This window comes from Pseudomonas sp. LRF_L74, from assembly GCF_965644255.1.
Taxonomy (GTDB): Bacteria; Pseudomonadota; Gammaproteobacteria; order Pseudomonadales; family Pseudomonadaceae; genus Aquipseudomonas.
The window spans coordinates 146310-161861 of sequence record NZ_CBFFRH010000010.1; the positions used below are offsets into that span (position 1 = coordinate 146310).

Annotated in this window: 14 protein-coding genes; 13 read left to right on the forward strand and 1 reads right to left on the reverse strand. The window is 64.1% G+C overall.

Annotated elements, in window-relative coordinates; all coding sequences use genetic code 11:
• The first annotated feature begins 286 nt into the window (after window positions 1-286).
• The 13 genes from ACSZPK_RS22570 to ACSZPK_RS22630 all read left to right on the forward strand — a co-directional run bounded on the left by ACSZPK_RS22570 (window position 287) and on the right by ACSZPK_RS22630 (window position 14188).
• Window positions 287-2428, forward strand: coding sequence for a TonB-dependent receptor (locus ACSZPK_RS22570; protein WP_437883839.1), 2142 nt, complete (start codon window positions 287-289; stop codon window positions 2426-2428).
• 415 nt (window positions 2429-2843) lie between these two features.
• Window positions 2844-3395, forward strand: coding sequence for an RBBP9/YdeN family alpha/beta hydrolase (locus tag ACSZPK_RS22575; RefSeq protein ID WP_437883840.1), 552 nt, complete (start codon window positions 2844-2846; stop codon window positions 3393-3395).
• 256 nt (window positions 3396-3651) lie between these two features.
• The gene (locus ACSZPK_RS22580) at window positions 3652-5004 is read left to right on the forward strand and encodes an LLM class flavin-dependent oxidoreductase (protein ID WP_437883841.1); all 1353 of its coding nucleotides are present in this window, start codon (window positions 3652-3654) and stop codon (window positions 5002-5004) included.
• A complete protein-coding gene (locus tag ACSZPK_RS22585; protein ID WP_437883842.1) occupies window positions 5001-5798 on the forward strand; it encodes a class II aldolase/adducin family protein in 798 nt (265 codons plus the stop codon). The genes ACSZPK_RS22580 and ACSZPK_RS22585 overlap by 4 nt, the downstream gene beginning before the upstream one ends.
• Window positions 5795-6874: an ABC transporter substrate-binding protein gene (locus ACSZPK_RS22590; RefSeq protein ID WP_437883843.1), complete on the forward strand. Its 1080-nt coding sequence runs from the start codon at window positions 5795-5797 to the stop codon at window positions 6872-6874. The genes ACSZPK_RS22585 and ACSZPK_RS22590 overlap by 4 nt, the downstream gene beginning before the upstream one ends.
• The gene (locus tag ACSZPK_RS22595; RefSeq protein WP_437883844.1) at window positions 6871-7698 is read left to right on the forward strand and encodes an ABC transporter permease; all 828 of its coding nucleotides are present in this window, start codon (window positions 6871-6873) and stop codon (window positions 7696-7698) included. Before ACSZPK_RS22590 ends, ACSZPK_RS22595 begins: the two co-directional genes overlap by 4 nt.
• Window positions 7699-7707: 9 nt before the next feature.
• Window positions 7708-8475 (forward strand): ABC transporter permease, encoded by a 768-nt coding sequence (locus ACSZPK_RS22600; protein WP_437883845.1) that lies wholly within the window; start codon window positions 7708-7710, stop codon window positions 8473-8475.
• 43 nt (window positions 8476-8518) lie between these two features.
• Window positions 8519-9334, forward strand: a complete 816-nt coding sequence (locus tag ACSZPK_RS22605) for an ABC transporter ATP-binding protein (protein ID WP_437883846.1) — start codon at window positions 8519-8521, stop codon at window positions 9332-9334.
• Window positions 9331-10539: an MFS transporter gene (locus tag ACSZPK_RS22610; RefSeq protein ID WP_437883847.1), complete on the forward strand. Its 1209-nt coding sequence runs from the start codon at window positions 9331-9333 to the stop codon at window positions 10537-10539. Before ACSZPK_RS22605 ends, ACSZPK_RS22610 begins: the two co-directional genes overlap by 4 nt.
• A gap of 133 nt (window positions 10540-10672) precedes the next feature.
• Complete coding sequence (locus ACSZPK_RS22615; protein WP_437883848.1) at window positions 10673-11602, forward strand: LysR substrate-binding domain-containing protein; 930 nt, start codon at window positions 10673-10675, stop codon at window positions 11600-11602.
• A 222-nt stretch (window positions 11603-11824) separates the two neighbouring features.
• Window positions 11825-12631, forward strand: a complete 807-nt coding sequence (locus ACSZPK_RS22620; RefSeq protein ID WP_437883849.1) for an ABC transporter substrate-binding protein — start codon at window positions 11825-11827, stop codon at window positions 12629-12631.
• 141 nt (window positions 12632-12772) lie between these two features.
• The gene (locus ACSZPK_RS22625; protein ID WP_437883850.1) at window positions 12773-13501 is read left to right on the forward strand and encodes an amino acid ABC transporter permease; all 729 of its coding nucleotides are present in this window, start codon (window positions 12773-12775) and stop codon (window positions 13499-13501) included.
• A gap of 3 nt (window positions 13502-13504) precedes the next feature.
• The gene (locus ACSZPK_RS22630) at window positions 13505-14188 is read left to right on the forward strand and encodes an amino acid ABC transporter permease (protein ID WP_437883851.1); all 684 of its coding nucleotides are present in this window, start codon (window positions 13505-13507) and stop codon (window positions 14186-14188) included.
• Here the strand turns inward: ACSZPK_RS22630 and ACSZPK_RS22635 are convergent.
• Window positions 14173-15357: an MFS transporter gene (locus ACSZPK_RS22635; protein ID WP_437883852.1), complete on the reverse strand. Its 1185-nt coding sequence runs from the start codon at window positions 15355-15357 to the stop codon at window positions 14173-14175. The genes ACSZPK_RS22630 and ACSZPK_RS22635 overlap by 16 nt on opposite strands.
• Between the last annotated feature and the right edge of the window lie 195 nt (window positions 15358-15552).

Genomic DNA, 15552 nt, shown 5'->3' on the forward strand with positions numbered 1-15552 from the left:
AGCTAGCGCAATGCAAGGCGGAAACAGGCGAGGACGCGCAGTTTACGAGCCGTAAATGAGCAGTCCGAAACTGTTTTCAACGTAGCAGTGCCGACGCGCAGCAGGCTTTGAACAGGCTCGGAGAACCACCCGCGAATCGCATCTAGCACACTCACTTCCCCACCTCCGTACCACCCACCAGTTGGCCGGAAACAGTCGCGAAGGCTTCGGCCGGCGCGTCCGCCAACCGGAAGTGGCACGGCCTGCGATCGATCCATTATCCCGATCATTTGAAGTGAGGTATGAAATGGGGAGCCCCCTGCGCGCAGCACCTTTCACCCATCGACCGCTGGCCTTGGCCCTGGCGTCCGTCCTGGCCCTGTTCGCCGGCAGCGCCGTTGCCGACGAAGAACCGCTGGCCAAGAAGGAAAAAGACGCCAAGCTGGAAACCGTGACCGTCACTGCCGAGCGCCGCAGCAGCGACGTGCAGAAGACCGCCGTGGCGGTGAGCGCGGTCAGCGAGAGCCAGTTGCAGGAGCGCCAGGTGCATAGCCTCGCCGACCTGGCTGGCCAGGCCGCCGGCCTTACCCTGCCCAGCCCGTACATCAACCAGCAGTACGTGTTCATTCGTGGCATCGGCAACTCGCGCCCGGCCGGCAACCCGTCGGTTGGCGTGTACCTGGACGACGTCTATGTCGCCCGCCAGTTCGGCAACGCCTTCGCCAACCTGCCGGACATCCAGCGCGTCGAAGTGCTGCGCGGCCCGCAAGGCACTCTTTACGGGCAGAACACCAGTTCCGGTGCGATCAAGATCATCAGCCGCGAGCCCAGCGAGGAATTCACCGGCTCCGTGGAAGCCGGCGCAGGCAACTTCGGCACCTACGAAACCAAGGGTTACTTCAGCGGCGCGCTGATTCCCGAAAAACTGCTCGGCAGCCTGGCCCTGTCCAGCCGCCGCAGCGATGGCTACGCCTACAACTACACCTTGCGCGAACACGTGAACGGCTTCGACACCAATCAGGTGCGGGCCAAGCTGCAACTGCGCGCCAGTGACAGCCTGCGCTTCGACTTGAGTATCGACGAGGCGTACGACAAATCCGACAACGCCGGTCCGTCGCCCCTCTCGCCACACCTCAAGGACAACCGCACCCTGGCCTCCTGGGACACCGAGACCGACCAGAAGAATGGCGGCCTGTCGTTCAAGGTCACCGACGAGTTGAACGACAACCTGACCCTGAAGTCGGTTACCGCGTTCCGCCGCATCAAGGATGGCCAGCCCTGGGACAGCGATGGCCGCGAGACCTACACCTACTTCAAGTTCTACCAGGACGTGAACCAGCGCCAGTTCTCCCAGGAATTCCAATTGCTCGGCGAATACGAGCGCTTCGATTTCGTGAGTGGCGCGACCTTCTTCCACGAACATTTCGACTTCGACCGGCTCAGCGCCATCGGCGCGGCGCCCACCTGGCAGTTCACCCAGTCGCGCAACGAAAAAGAAAGCAAAGGCGTGTTCGGCCAACTGCACTACAAGATCACCGATGCCCTCGGCATCACCGGCGGCCTGCGCTACTCCCGTGAAGAGCACATCCTCGATGGCGCGGCCTACAGCAGCAACGCCAACAGCGATCGCCTCACGCAACTGCTCAGTTTCGAAGGCTGGAAGCAGAACAACAGCGGCACGACCCCCAAGGTCACCGTGGACTACACCTTCAACCCTGGCCTGTTCACCTACTTCACCTGGGCCAAGGGCGAGACGTCGGGAGGCTGGAACCCGGCGCCGACCAACCGCCTGGACCTGATCCAGCGCCCGATCGACCCCGAGGAAGTCACCTCCTACGAATGGGGCTTGAAGTCCACGGCGTTCGATAACCGGGTGCAGAACAACATCGCGCTGTTCTACAACGACTACCAGAACTACCAGACCAACCTGTCCAATCCGGTTTTCAACGGCACCCCGGTGGTCGGCTCCGTGCTGGCCAATACCGACTCGGCCCACACCTATGGCGCCGAGCTGGAAACCTCGATCCAGATCACGCCGAACTGGAAGACCAGCTTCACCGCGTCCTATCTGAAAACCAAGATCGACCAGTTCCTGCCCAGCGACGTGACCTCGGTGGCCGACTACACCGGCAACGAACTGCCGTTCGCACCGCGCACCAGCTATAACCTCAATACCGTCTACGACCTGCCGGTGCCCGGCGGCGACCTGCGCCTGAACGGCAACGTGAGGCGTTCGAGCAAGTTCTACACCGGCGTGGAAAACACCTACCAGACGCCGTCGCAGACCTACGTCGACCTGGGCGCTTTCTATACACCCAGCGGCACCCAGTTGACCCTGTACGTCACCGGCAAGAACCTGCTCAACAAGACCTACGAGACCCAGGGCCAATACGGCTACACCTACAACGCACCGCGCACTTGGCTGGCTGGCGCGCGCTACGACTTCTAAGCCCCTGTTCACGATCTTTTCGAGCGCGTTCGAATGGCGGCTTCGAGGCAACAGCGGACATTCGTTATTCCTCCGTCATTCCCGCGCAGGCGGGAACCCAAATAAAAAAGCGCTTCTGGGTTCCCGCCTGCGCGGGAATGACGGCTAAACACACCGCGTAATAATGCTCATCGCCCGAACGTCCGCTCCTGCCTCAACGCTGCCTGAAGAGCCGATCTGAGATCGTGAACAGGTTCCAAGTCCCCTTTTGAACCTTCGTCCGCGCGGACGAAGGCTTATGCGCGAACTGACTTTGCAAAGCACTTTAAATCGGTTCGTCCACCTCTCCCGCTCCCCTAGCATGCCCTGAACCCACACACCCGTGAGGCGTGATGGTTGGCATCGCCCTCACCCACCAGCGTCAGAGGAAACCAAGATGACAGATGTACGTGTTCTGCTCCTTCCGGGTCGTGGCAATTCGGGAGACGGGCATTGGCAGACGCATTGGGAGAAGCGCAATCCATCCTACCGCCGCGTGTTGCAACAGGAATGGCAGAACCCCGACCGCGACGACTGGGTAGCCGCCCTGCAGGCCACCATCAGCGAAGACGATACGCCCGTGGTGCTGGTCGCCCATTCGCTGTCGGTGAGCCTGGTCGTCCATTGGGCCAGCCTGCACCAAGGCCCGGTGAAAGGCGCGCTGCTGGTCGCCCCGAGCGACGTCGAAGCCCCCGACTACCCCGAAGGCACCCGTGGCTTCGCGCCCATCCCGCAACAGGCGCTGCCCTTCGAAACCATCGTGGTGGCCAGCACCGACGATCCGAAAGTCACCCTGCCCCGCGCCCGGCAATTCGCCGAAGCCTGGGGTGCGCGCCTGGAAATCGCCGGGGCCCACGGCCACCTCGGCGCGGCCTCGAACCTCGGCGACTGGGACTTCGGCAGCAACCTGCTGGACGGCCTTATCACTCGCGCACAGGCCGCGGTGTAAATCGGGAATAACAGCAAAACCTCTTCGTATTTAGAGATCGCCGTCGCTGGTGATAACTTTTAGGCTCTTCAGCGGCAAATCCTTGCCACTTTTCTGCATAAGAAAGCCTGAATTTATCGATTCCAGAACCCTGGGCACTTTCGTAGCCTGGGGTCGCCAACCGCGCTCACCCTGCACAGGACAGCCGCCATGAAACAGACATCCGCAGCGCCGTCCCCCCCATCCCGGTCGCTGCCCAACCTGCAGGACAAACGCCATGGCACGTACCGACAAACGCACCATCCGCTTCGGCATCGGCATCCAGGGAGGCGGCGGCCACTGGCGTGATCCGCAGATAGCGGACGGTGCCGCCGCCGACATCCGCAGCTACATCAGGCTCGCCCAGTTGGGCGAGGCGGCCAAGTTCGACTTCGCCTTCATCGCCGACTCCGCCTACATCACCAAGGATGCCACCTGGCCGTTCCTCAGCCGCCTGGAGCCGGTCAGCGCACTGTCCGCCGTGGCGGCGGTAACCGAACGCATCGGCCTGGTCGGCACCATGACCACGTCCTACAGCGAACCCTTCACCACCGCCCGCCAACTGGCCTCGCTGGACAAGATCAGCAATGGCCGCGCCGGCTGGAACGCGGTGACCTCGGCCCTGGAAGGCGTGGCCAAGAACCACGGCCACGACAAGCTGCACGACCATGCCCTGCGCTACCGCATCGCCCAGGAGTACGTCGGCGTGGTCAACGGCCTGTGGGATTCCTGGGAAGACGACGCCTTCGTGCGCAACCGCGAGACCAACCAGTACGCCGACCTGGACAAGATGCACACCCTCGATCACGTCGGCGAATTCTTCTCCGTACAGGGCCCGCTGAACATCGAGCGCTCGCCCCAGGGCCGCCCGGTGCAGTTCCAGGCCGGCGCCTCGGATGCCGGCCGCGACCTGGCCGCGCGCTATGCCGATGCGATCTTCTCCGACTTTTCCAGCATCGGCAGCGGCGATTTGAGCGAAGCGCAGAACCAGTACCAGGACATCAAGCGCCGGGTGCAAAGCTACGGGCGCGACCCGGAGCAGGTGCTGATCCTGCCCTCCATCGGCCCCATCGTCGGCGACACCGAGGAAGAAGCCGAGCAGTTGTACCAAGAGTCGCTGCAATACATCGACATCGACTTCGCGGTGAAATACCTGAGCCGCTACTTCAGTTTCTTCGACTTTTCCCAGTTCCCCCTCGACGAGCCGCTGCCCGACCTCGGCGACATCGGCAAGGACAGCTTCCGTTCCACCGCCGAGTACTACAAGCGCATCGCCCGCGAGGAAAACCTGACCCTGCGCCAGCTCGCCCTGCGCGCCGCCAATCCGCGCGGCGCCTTCGTCGGCACCGCCGTGCAGATCGCCGACAAGTTGCAGACGCTGTTCGAGCAGCCGGTGGTCGATGGCTTCATCGTCTTCGGCAACTACAAGCTGACCCAGCGCTTCATCGACAAGGTGATTCCAATCCTGCAGGAACGCGGTCTGTTCCGCACCGAGTACGAGTCCGCGACCTTTCGCGGCAACCTCGGCCTCGACTTTCCCGAGAACCGCTATGCGGCGGCACGTCGGCTCGGCGAGAGGAAACAGGCATGAGCAACGCCCCGCAGTCCGATATCGAGCGGCGCTTCCACAAGGCCATGAGCTATCCCAAGCCGCAGCCGCCGGTGTTCGCCACGCTCGAGGAAGAGCGCGCTCATCGCAAACACAAGCTCGCCGCCGCCTTTCGCATCTTCGGCAAGCTCGGCTATGACGAAGGCGTGATGGGCCATATCTCGGTGCGCGACCCGGAGAACCCGGAGCACTTCTGGATGAACCCGTTCGGCCTCAGCTTCAACCTGATCACCGACAGCGACCTGCTGCTGATCGACCTCGACGGCGATCTGGTGGAAGGCGACGGCTATCCGCATCCAGGCGGTATTCCGCTGCATTCGGCGATCTTCACCCGCCGCCCGGATATCGCCTCCATCGCCCATGTGCATTCGCTGTACGGGCGCACCTGGACCACCAACGGCCGCCTGATCCCGCCAGCCAGCGCCGAGTCGGCGGTGTTCTTCGGCAAGCACGCGATCTACGACAGCCACGCCAACGGTGAAGGCGACCTGCTCGCCGATGCACTCGAAGGCAACCGTGCGCTGCTGCTGAAGAACCACGGCCTGCTCACCGTCGGCCAGAGCGTCGACGAAACCGCCTACCTGTTCATTTCCCTGGAGAAGGTCTGCCAGTCGCAGATCGCCGCCGAATCCATGGGCTCGACCCTGACCATGGAAGAAGAGCATGCGCGCAAGAGTGCCGAACGCTTCAGCCCCTACTCTGGCTGGCTGAACTTCCAACCGTTGTACCAGAGCATCGTCCGCGAACAACCCGACCTGATCAGGAGTGTGCAGTGAAAGCCCTATTCTCGTTGCGTGCCCTGGTCGTGGGCCTGTTGTGCCTGGCCTCGACCCTGGCCATCGCGGAAACCCCGCCGAAGGAAATCCGCCTTGGCGGCCCCGCTCTCGCCTCGCCCGGCAAGGACTACTGGGGCTGGGGCCTGCTCGGCATCGCGCATGCCCGTGGCCTGTTCCAGGAAGAGTTCAAGAACGACGACGTCAACTTCAAATTCATCGGTCTCAACACCGTGCCGATGGTCGGCGAGGCGCTGGCCAGCAACCAACTGGATTTCGCCGGCCAGGGCGACCTGATCTCGCTGATCGGTCGCTCCGCCGGGAGCAAGACACGCTACATCCTGCCGGTGAGCAAATTCAGCAACGCCTACCTGGCGGTGGAAGCGGATTCGCCGATCCAGTCGATCCAGGACCTCAAGGGCAAGCGGGTCGCCTACCTGCGCGGCAACTACATCCACCTGCAAGTGATCCGTATCCTCGCCGCCAACGGCCTGAGCGAGCGCGACGTGCGCCAGGTCAGTCTCGACGCCGCCACCTCCGGCAGCGCCCTGGGCACCGGCGACGTCGATGCGGTGTTCGGCGGCGCCGAACTGCTGCTGTTGCGCGACAACGGCAGCGCACGGATTCTCTACACCACCCGCGACCGCGACACCCACGCCACGGCCCAGACCGGCCTGATCGTGCGGGACGACTTCGCCAGCCGCTACCCGGACACCACCGCGCGGATCGTCAAGGTCCTGGTGCGCGCCGCCCAGTGGGGCTCGGATGAAGCCAACAAAGAACAGGTCTACGGCCCCTGGTGGAGCTTCCGCCTGCAGGATGCGATTCGCGAAGACAGCGGCACACGCCCGTGGAAACAGCGCGCCAGCCCCCTGTTCGATCCGTTCCTGGTGGCCCAGTACCACGACACCTATCGCCTGGCCAAGGAGCTGAAACTGCTGCGCGGCAAGGACTTCGACCTCGATCAGTGGATGGACCACAGCTTCCTCGACAAGGCGCTGAAGGACCTGCACCTGGAGCACTACTGGCCTGAGCTGGATGCCCAGGGCAACCCGATCAAGGTGCCGGACCCAGCATGAGCCGCGTTCTCGTGTCCACCTCAAGCACGTCACTGCCAGGCATTGCCTGGCGCCGGCTCGCCGGCCAGGCGGCGTACTTCGCCTGGCCCTGGCTGTTGCCGGTCGGCCTGATAGTGGCCTGGTGGCTGAGCGCACGTTTCGAGCTGGTCGCCTCCCAGGTCTTGCCCGGCCCCGACGCGGTACTGGACACCGCCCTGGACATGCTCGACAGCGGCCTGTTGCTCGAGCATGTGTGGGTCAGCCTGCAACGGGTGCTGCTCGGTTTCGCCCTCGGTGGCGTCATCGGCCTGACCCTTGGCGTGAGCATGGGCCTCTCCGAACGCGCCAGCGACTACCTCTACCCGCTGATCCGCATCGTCGCCTATGTGCCGCTGCTGGGCTGGCTGCCGCTGCTGATGATCTTCCTCGGCATCGGCGAAACCCTGAAGGCCGTGCTGGTGGCCCAGGCGGCCCTGCTGCCGGTGGCGTTGAACACCTGCAATGCCATCCGTGGCGTGCCGAAGGGCTTGATCGAGGTCGGCCAACTGTACGGTTTCAGCAGGCGCCAGTTGCTCTGGCGCGTGATCGCCCCGGCCGCCTTTCCGTCGGTGTGGAGCAGCGTGCGTTATGCCTTGACCAAGAGCTGGCTGGCCCTGGTGGTGGTCGAACTGCTGGCGTCCTCGGAAGGCCTCGGCTTCCTCATGGTCGATAGCCGTCAGTTGTACCAACTGGACGTCATGCTGGTGGCCGTTGCCGCCATCGGGGTCATCGGTTTTCTCCTCGACCTGGGCCTGGCCCTGATCGAAAAACGCATCCTGCGCTGGCGTCGGCCCGCTTTTTCCTGAGGTCCACTCATGCCTGCAATCGCCTTGCGCCGCCTGCGTCGCGGCCTGACGCTCCCCGTACTGTTGCTCGTCGGCTGGTGGGCCGCCTATGCCTTCGACTGGACACAGACCACGCTGTTCGTCGCGCCCGGCAAGGTGCTGGATGCCGCCTTCGACCCGCAGACCGCCAATGCGCTGCTGAGCGCACTGTGGCAAAGCCTGTTGCGTGGCGCCGCCGGCCTGGTGATCGGTGCCAGCCTGGGTTTGCTGTTCGGCGTGCTGCTGGGCGTATCGCGCCGCACGGAACGCTTCTTCGGCCTGACCCTGCACTCGATCAAGCAGGTCTCTCTGTTCGCCTGGCTGCCGCTGCTGTCGCTGTGGTTCGGTTTCGGCGAAGGCAGCAAGCTGGCGTTCATCGCCTGGGCGGCCTTCTTCCCGGTGCTGCTCAACAGCTTCGAAGGCGTCAGCGGCGTACCCCGCGAGCTGGCCGATGTCGCTCGGGTCAGCGGCTTCTCGCGCACGCAGATGTTCACCCGCCTGGTACTGCCCGCCGCCCTGCCGTCGATTTTCAACGGTTTCTACCTGGCCCTGATGTTCGCCTGGCTGGCAACGCTCGGCGCCGAGTACCTGCTCGGTTCCGGCGCCGGCCTGGGCGTACTGCTGATGGAGAGCCGCGCGGAATACCGCGTCGGCCAGATGCTGCTGGGCATCGTCCTGGTCGGCACGGTCGGCTTCGTCCTGGACATCCTGGCCAAGGCCCTGGAACGCCACCTGCTGCGCTGGCGTACGCCGTCATGAGCCGCCTTCACTCTTTTTTCTCACCTGTTCGAGGATGAGCACCATGTCCCATGCTGCCGCTCTGGAAATTCGTCATCTGCAAAAGCGCTACTTGGTGGAAAACCGCCCGATCACCGTCCTCGAAAACATCGACCTGAGCATCCGCCCCGGCGAGTTCATCAGCGTCGTCGGCTCCAGCGGTTGCGGCAAGTCGACCCTGCTGCGCCTGATCGTCGGCCTGGAGGACGACTACCAGGGCGACATCCTGGTCGACGGCTCGGCGATCTCGGGCACCAGCCTGGAGCGCGGCATCGTGTTCCAGGAACACCGCCTGTTCCCCTGGCTCACGGTTGCCGAAAACATCGGCATCAGCCTGCTCAACGCCGAGCTGCCGGCCATCGAGAAACGCCAGTTGATCGAAACCCACATCGACATGGTCGGCCTTAAGGGCTTCGAAAACGCCTACCCGTCGCAGCTATCCGGGGGCATGAGCCAACGGGTCGCCATCGCCCGGGCACTGGTCAGCCGCCCGGAAATCCTCCTCCTCGACGAACCCTTCGGCGCCCTCGATGCCCTGACCCGCAGCCACCTTCAGCGCGAGTTGCAGAACATCCTGCTGCAGGAAGGGATCACCGCGATCATGGTCACCCACGACGTCGAAGAGGCGGTGTTCCTCGGTGATCGCGTGGTGGTCATGGAGCCACGCCCCGGCCGTATCAGGCGCGTGGTCGAGGTGCCGCTGCCGCGTCCGCGAGACCGGGCGAACCCGTTGTTCACCGCGATCCGCGACGATGTGATGGAGGACTTCTCCGAAGCGCCGGGCATTGCCGCCGTCGCCGCCGTGCAATCCAGCCCGAGTACCTGGAGCCTGACCTGGTGAGCAACGAGCATGCTCTCGCCAGCCATGACCTGATCAACCAACGCAGCCTGCTCCTCGGATTCCTCGGCCTGAATGCCCTGGCCGGGCTCAGCGTCGGCGTGGCCAAGGTGATCCTGTCGCTGTACGCCATCGCCCTGGAAGCCGACGCCACCCAGCTCGGCCTGATCGCCGGGGCCCAGAGCGTCGGCATCCTGCTGATGAGCCTGCCAGCGGGCGTGCTGGTCGACCAGTACGGGCCGCTGCGCCTGTTCACCATCGGCACCTTGTGCAGCGGCGCGCTGTACCTGCTGATGCCCCTGGTCGATTCGGCCGCCCTGCTGTGCCTGACCATCCTGCTGATCAGTTGCTTCATGCCGCTGCGCATCGTGTCGCTCAGCGCCATGTTCATGCAGCAGATCGGTCGGGTCGGTGTCGGCATGGCCGGCTGGTTCCGCGCCACGCACATGGTCGGCATGCTGCTGCTCGGCCCGATGGCCGCCGCCTGGCTGCTCGACAGCGTCGGTTTCGCCGGCAGCTACCTGACCATCGGCGCCACCTTCTTCCTCCTGGTCCTGCTGGCCCCCGGCATCCTGCGCCGCTACCAGCGCCCCAGCCAGCACGTACGCACCCTGAGCCTGGACGAGTTGAAGGCACAGGTCGCCCTGCTGCGTCACGACCTGCTGTTGCGCCATGCCTGCCTGCGCGAGTTCTGCATCCAGGGCGCCAATCAGTTCTTCAGCTTTTTCATCGTGGTCATCGCCATCCAGTCGTTTCATTTCGAACATGCGGCCGCCGCCGGGCTGATTTCCGCCCAGGGCACCAGCTACGTGCTCGCCCTGCTGGGCATGGGCAGCCTGGCCTGGCGCATGGACGAGCAATCCTTCTCCCGCTGCGCCTGCCTCGTCATCGCCGGCGCGCTCTTCGCCCTCGGTCTGAGCAGCAGCGCCTGGGGCCTGTGGGGCGGGGCCATCGCCCTGGGGCTCGGCCTGGGCATGCTGCAGATCGTCAACATCACCTGGTTCGCCAAGGCTGGCGAGCGCCGCGGGCAAGGGCGTATCGCCGGACTGACCACCTTCGTCGGCCCGGCAGGCGGCCTGGCGGGCAGTGTCCTGGGCGGCGCGCTCGGCCACTGGCTGGGATTGCAGAGCGTGTTCTTCGTGCTGATCCCGGTGTTCATCGCCTTCCTCGCGGGACGGGCGGCGGATGCTCGCGCTCATATACACTAAAGAAATAACAAAATAATCATTTATAACTTCAAGCGCTTAGTCGCATTTCTTATCATGCTCTCCGAACCAGCCCCGTACCGCTGTGCGATTTCGCCGCTGTCAGGAGGCCGGGGCCTATCGAGGAAGCACAATCATGAATTTCCAGCAATTGCGTTCGGTCCGTGAAGCTATCCGCAAAGGGTTCAATCTCACCGAGGCCGCCGATGTGCTGTGCACGTCCCAGTCCGGCGTATCCCGTCAGCTGCGCGAGCTGGAGGAGGAACTGGGCGTGGCGATCTTCGAGCGCCACGGCAAGCGCCTGACGGGGCTCACCGCACCGGGACGCGACATCGCGCGGATCATCGAGCGCATCCTGGTGGAAAAGGACAACCTCAAGGACGCCGCCGACGAATACCTGGGATTCGCCAGCGGGCGCCTCACGGTGGCCAGCACCCACGCCCAGTCGCGCTACCGCCTGCCCAACGCCGTCGCCGCGTTTCGCGAGGCCTTTCCCAATGTGAAGCTGGCGCTGCACCAGACCTCGCCCGCGCAGATCGTCGAGATGATCCGCGACGGCCGCGCCGACCTGGGCTTCGCCACCGAGTCGCTGTCCAAGCAATCCGACTTCGCCCTGTTCAAGGCCTACAGCTGGTGGCACCGCGTGGTGGTGCCGGTCGGCCATCCGCTGACCCAGGTCGAGAACCCTTCACTGGTAGACATCGCCGCCTATCCGATCATCACCTACGAAGAAGGCATGACCGGTCGCGGGCGGATCAACCAGGCCTTCTACGACCAGGGCGTGACGCCGAACATCGTGCTCACCGCCATCGACTCCGACGTGATCAAGACCTACGTCGAACTGGGCCTGGGCATCGGCATCGTCGCGGAAATGGCCTTCAACCCCGAACGCGACAAGGGCATCATCTGCCTCAACCAGGGCAACCTGATCCCGCCGAACATCGCCAGCATCGCGGTGCGCCGTGGCACCTTCCTGCGCGGCTATGCCATCGCCTTCATCCAGACGCTGATCCCCGACCTGTCCGCCGATGCCATCCGCGCCGAGGTGGAAGGCCATGTCTTGTAGGCCCGGGGCTTTATTCATCGCCGGAACAACTAAACAAGCTCTTATTCCACAGAGCGATTAAATGGATGAAATCGTTCTTTCCCTATAACCCGGCACTCCCGCCAGAATCGGCCTGCCAGCGAGCCACCCTCCTGGCCTCGGCGGATGCGACCTCACCTGGTCTCGTCCGCCCCTCATAGAACGGAGCCTCGTCACGAGGACTCCATCAGGAGCCGCAAGCCCATGCACAAACTCACTGCCATCACCGCCCTCACCCTCGCCGTCCTGTCCGGGCTGGCCCATGCCGACCGCCTCGCAGACATCAAGCAAGCCGGCGTGCTGCGCGTCGCCGCCTTCGACAGCAACCCGCCCTTCGGTTTCGTCGATGCCAAGAGCAAGCAGATCGAAGGCCTGGACGTCGACTACGCCAAGGCCATCGCCGCCAAGCTGGGGGTGAAGCTGCAACTGCAACCGACCAACCCGGCCAACCGCGTACCGCTGCTGGTGGCCAACAAGGTCGACCTGGTGCTGGCCAACTTCACCATCACCCCGGAGCGCGCCGAACAGGTCAATTTCAGCATCCCGTACTTCTCCTCGGGCCAGCAGTTCATCGTCAAGAAAGGCACCCTGAAGGCGCCGGAAGACCTGAACAAATGGCGCGTCGGCGTCGACAAGGGCACGGTCAACGAAGGCGTGCTGCGCGAGAAATTCCCCGGCGCCAAAGTGGTCGCCTATGACGACACGCCGTTCGCCTTCACCGCCCTGCGCAACGGCCAGGTGCAGGCCATCACCCAGGACGGCCCCAAGCTGATCGGCCTGCTGGCCAACGTGCCGGACAAGGACAAGTACGAGGTGCCGGCCTTCACCATTTCCGATGACCTGATCGGCGTCGGCATTCCCAAGGGCGAGACCGCGCTGACCGAGGTGGTCAACCAGACCCTGCGCGAACTCGAAGCCGACGGCCAGGCGCAGAAGATCTACGACACCTGGTTCGGCCCGGACACCAAGACCCCGCTGGCCCGCCTGTTCAAGATCGGCGACAAGAGCTGACAGGCTGTTGAAAAACTACCTGCGTTGGTAATCCTGCCTCGCCTACGTTTTTCAACGGCCTGCTAATCCTATCGCCATACAACTCTGGCGCGCATGCCTGTATGGATGCGCGCCTTGTCGTTTTCGGATGGACCGTTTTCGATGTTCGGTGAACTGCTCGCTCCGCGTTACCTCCAGTGGCTGCTGGATGGTTTCGTCCTCACACTTGGCCTGTCGCTTCTGGTCTGTGTATTGGCCACCGGGATCGGTGCCCTGGTCGCCATCGCCCGTGTTTCGCGTTCGCGCTGGCTGACCTGGCCGGCGCGCGGCTACCTCTCGGCGCTGCGCAACACGCCGCTGCTGGTGCAATTGTTCTTCTGGTACTTCGGCGTGCCCTCGCTGCTCCCGGAAAGCCTGGTGAGCTGGCTGAACATGCCGCACAGCCTGGAACTGGGCAGTTGGCAGATCGAATGGCCGTCCTTCGAGTTCATCGCCGGGGCCTGGGGCGTGACGCTGTACACCAGCGCCTTCGTCGCCGAAGAGTTGCGCGCCGGCATCGCCTCGGTGCGCCCGCAGCAGCGCCAGGCCGGCATGGCCCTCGGCCTGCGCGACAGCCAGGTGTGGCGCTACATAGTGATGCCACAAGCGCTGCGCACCGCGCTGCCGCCGCTGCTCGGACAGTACATGAACGCATTGAAGAACACCTCCCTGGCCATGGCCATCGGCCTCGCCGAGTTGTCCTACGCCTCGCGCCAGGTCGAGACGGAAACCTTCAAGACCTTCCAGGCCTTCGGCATCGCCACCCTGCTGTACATCCTCGCCATCGCGCTGATCGAGGTGGTCGGCCAGGTGATCCAGCACAGCAAGCGTTATCGCCAGGGAGGCGCCTGAGCCATGGACTTCACGGTCATCCAGGACAATTTCGCCTACCTGATGCTCGGTGCCTATCCGGACGGCCCGCTCGGCGGCGCCGCGCTGACGCTGCTGTTGTCATTGCTCTCGGGAATCATCGCCGGCGTGCTTGGCCTGGCCCTCGGTATCGCTCTCAGTACCTTGCCGAAAAAACCACGCCTGGCCCTGGTGGCGGTACTCGGTTTCTTCCGCGCGATCCCCGTGCTGATGCTGATCTTCTGGAGCTACTTCCTGCTGCCGGTGCTGTTCAAGGTCGATGTGCCGGCGTTGGCCACCGTGGTCTGCGCGCTGTCGCTGATCGGCGGCGCCTACCTCGCCTATTCGGTGCACGCCGGCATCCAGAGCCTGCCGGCCGGCCAGTGGGCGGCCGCCCGCGCGCTGGGCATGCGCCCGGTGCAGGTGCTGACGCTGATCATCCTGCCGCAGGCGCTGCCGATCATGCTGCCGTCGTTCCTCAATGCCTGGATTTCGCTGATCAAGGACACCTCGCTGGCCTACGTGATCGGCGTCGGCGAGCTGTCGTTCGTCGCCACCCAGGTGAGCAACCGGGTGATGGTGCATCCCACGGAAATCTTCCTGTTCGTCGCCGTGGTCTATTTCATCTTCTGCTGGTCGCTCGACCTGCTGGCATCACGGCTGACGCCCAAACCTCAGCGCGCAACCTGAGCCGCCGCGGGCAATGGGCGCGACTCGCCGGGCAACAGGAAGGCGAGCGCGCCGAGTAACGGCAGGCAGGCACAGGCCTGGAAAACCCAGGCGATGCCATGGCTGTCGGCCAGCACCCCAAGCGCCGAGGCCGCGATGCCGCTGACGCCGAAACTGAGGCCGAAGAACAAGCCGGTGACCAGGCCGATGCGCTGGGGCAACAGCGCCTGGGCGTAGACCAGAATGGCGGCGAAGGCCGAAGCCATCAGCAGGCCGATCAGGCCGCCCAGCACCAGGCACAGCGTCTCGCCGACATGCGGCAGCATCAGGGTCAGCGGCGCGCTGCCGAAGATCGACAGCAGAATCACCGGGCGATTGCCCAGGCGGTCGCACAATGGCCCGCCGAGCAGGCTGCCGACGGCAATCGCCGCGAGGAACACGAACAACTGCAACTGCGCCTGGGCCATATCCATGCCGAAGCGCTCCAGCAGATAGAAGCTGTAGTAGTTGGCCATCGCCGCCAGGTAGACGTACTTGGACAGCAGCAACACACCGAGAATCGCCATCAGCCTCACCACTCGCCCACCAGCGGGCGCCACGCCAGCCGCGCGCGGCGGCCTCTGCGACGCCGGCAGGCGCCGGGTGATGAACAGCAACCAGGCAGCACCGAGCACTGGCAGCGCCAGCAACCAGGAGGCATGCGCCAGCCCCAGCGGGATGATCCACAACGAAACCAGCAACGGGCCAAGTGCCGAGCCCAGGTTGCCGCCCAGTTGGAAGATCGATTGCGCTAGGCCGAAACGCCCGGCCGAGGCACTGCGGGTCAGTCGCGAGGCTTCAGGATGGAAGATCGCCGAGCCGACCCCGATCAACGCGGCCGCCGTGAACAGCACCGCGAAACTCGCCCCGCTCAGCAACAGCAGCAGGCCGATGCCACTGGCGACCATGGCCAGCGGCAGCCAACGCGCCAGCGGCTTGCGGTCGCCCAGCCAGCCCACCAATGGCTGGCACAGCGAGCCGGTCAGGTGAAAGGCGAAGCTGATCAGCCCCAGTTCGGTATAGCTCAGCTGATGCTGGCTTTTCAGCAGGGGGTAGAACGACGGCAGCAAGGCTTGCAGCAGGTCGTTGAGCATGTGTGCGCCAGCGACGGCGAGCAGCAGCCGGTAGTTGATCGAATGGTTGCAGGTCATGGTGCGCTTCACGCCGGACGGGCGATTGGACGGCAAATCTTGCGACCTTCCGTTACCCCTGCCCAATGCGTTCTCTTCATAGTTTTTTTGCTGGCCGCGCATGATCGCTGCAACCCGCGCGGCCACTCGCTTATTCCATATAGACTCAAAAATCTAATTTTTTAATATTTATTGAAAGGTCCGGTTTTCATCGAA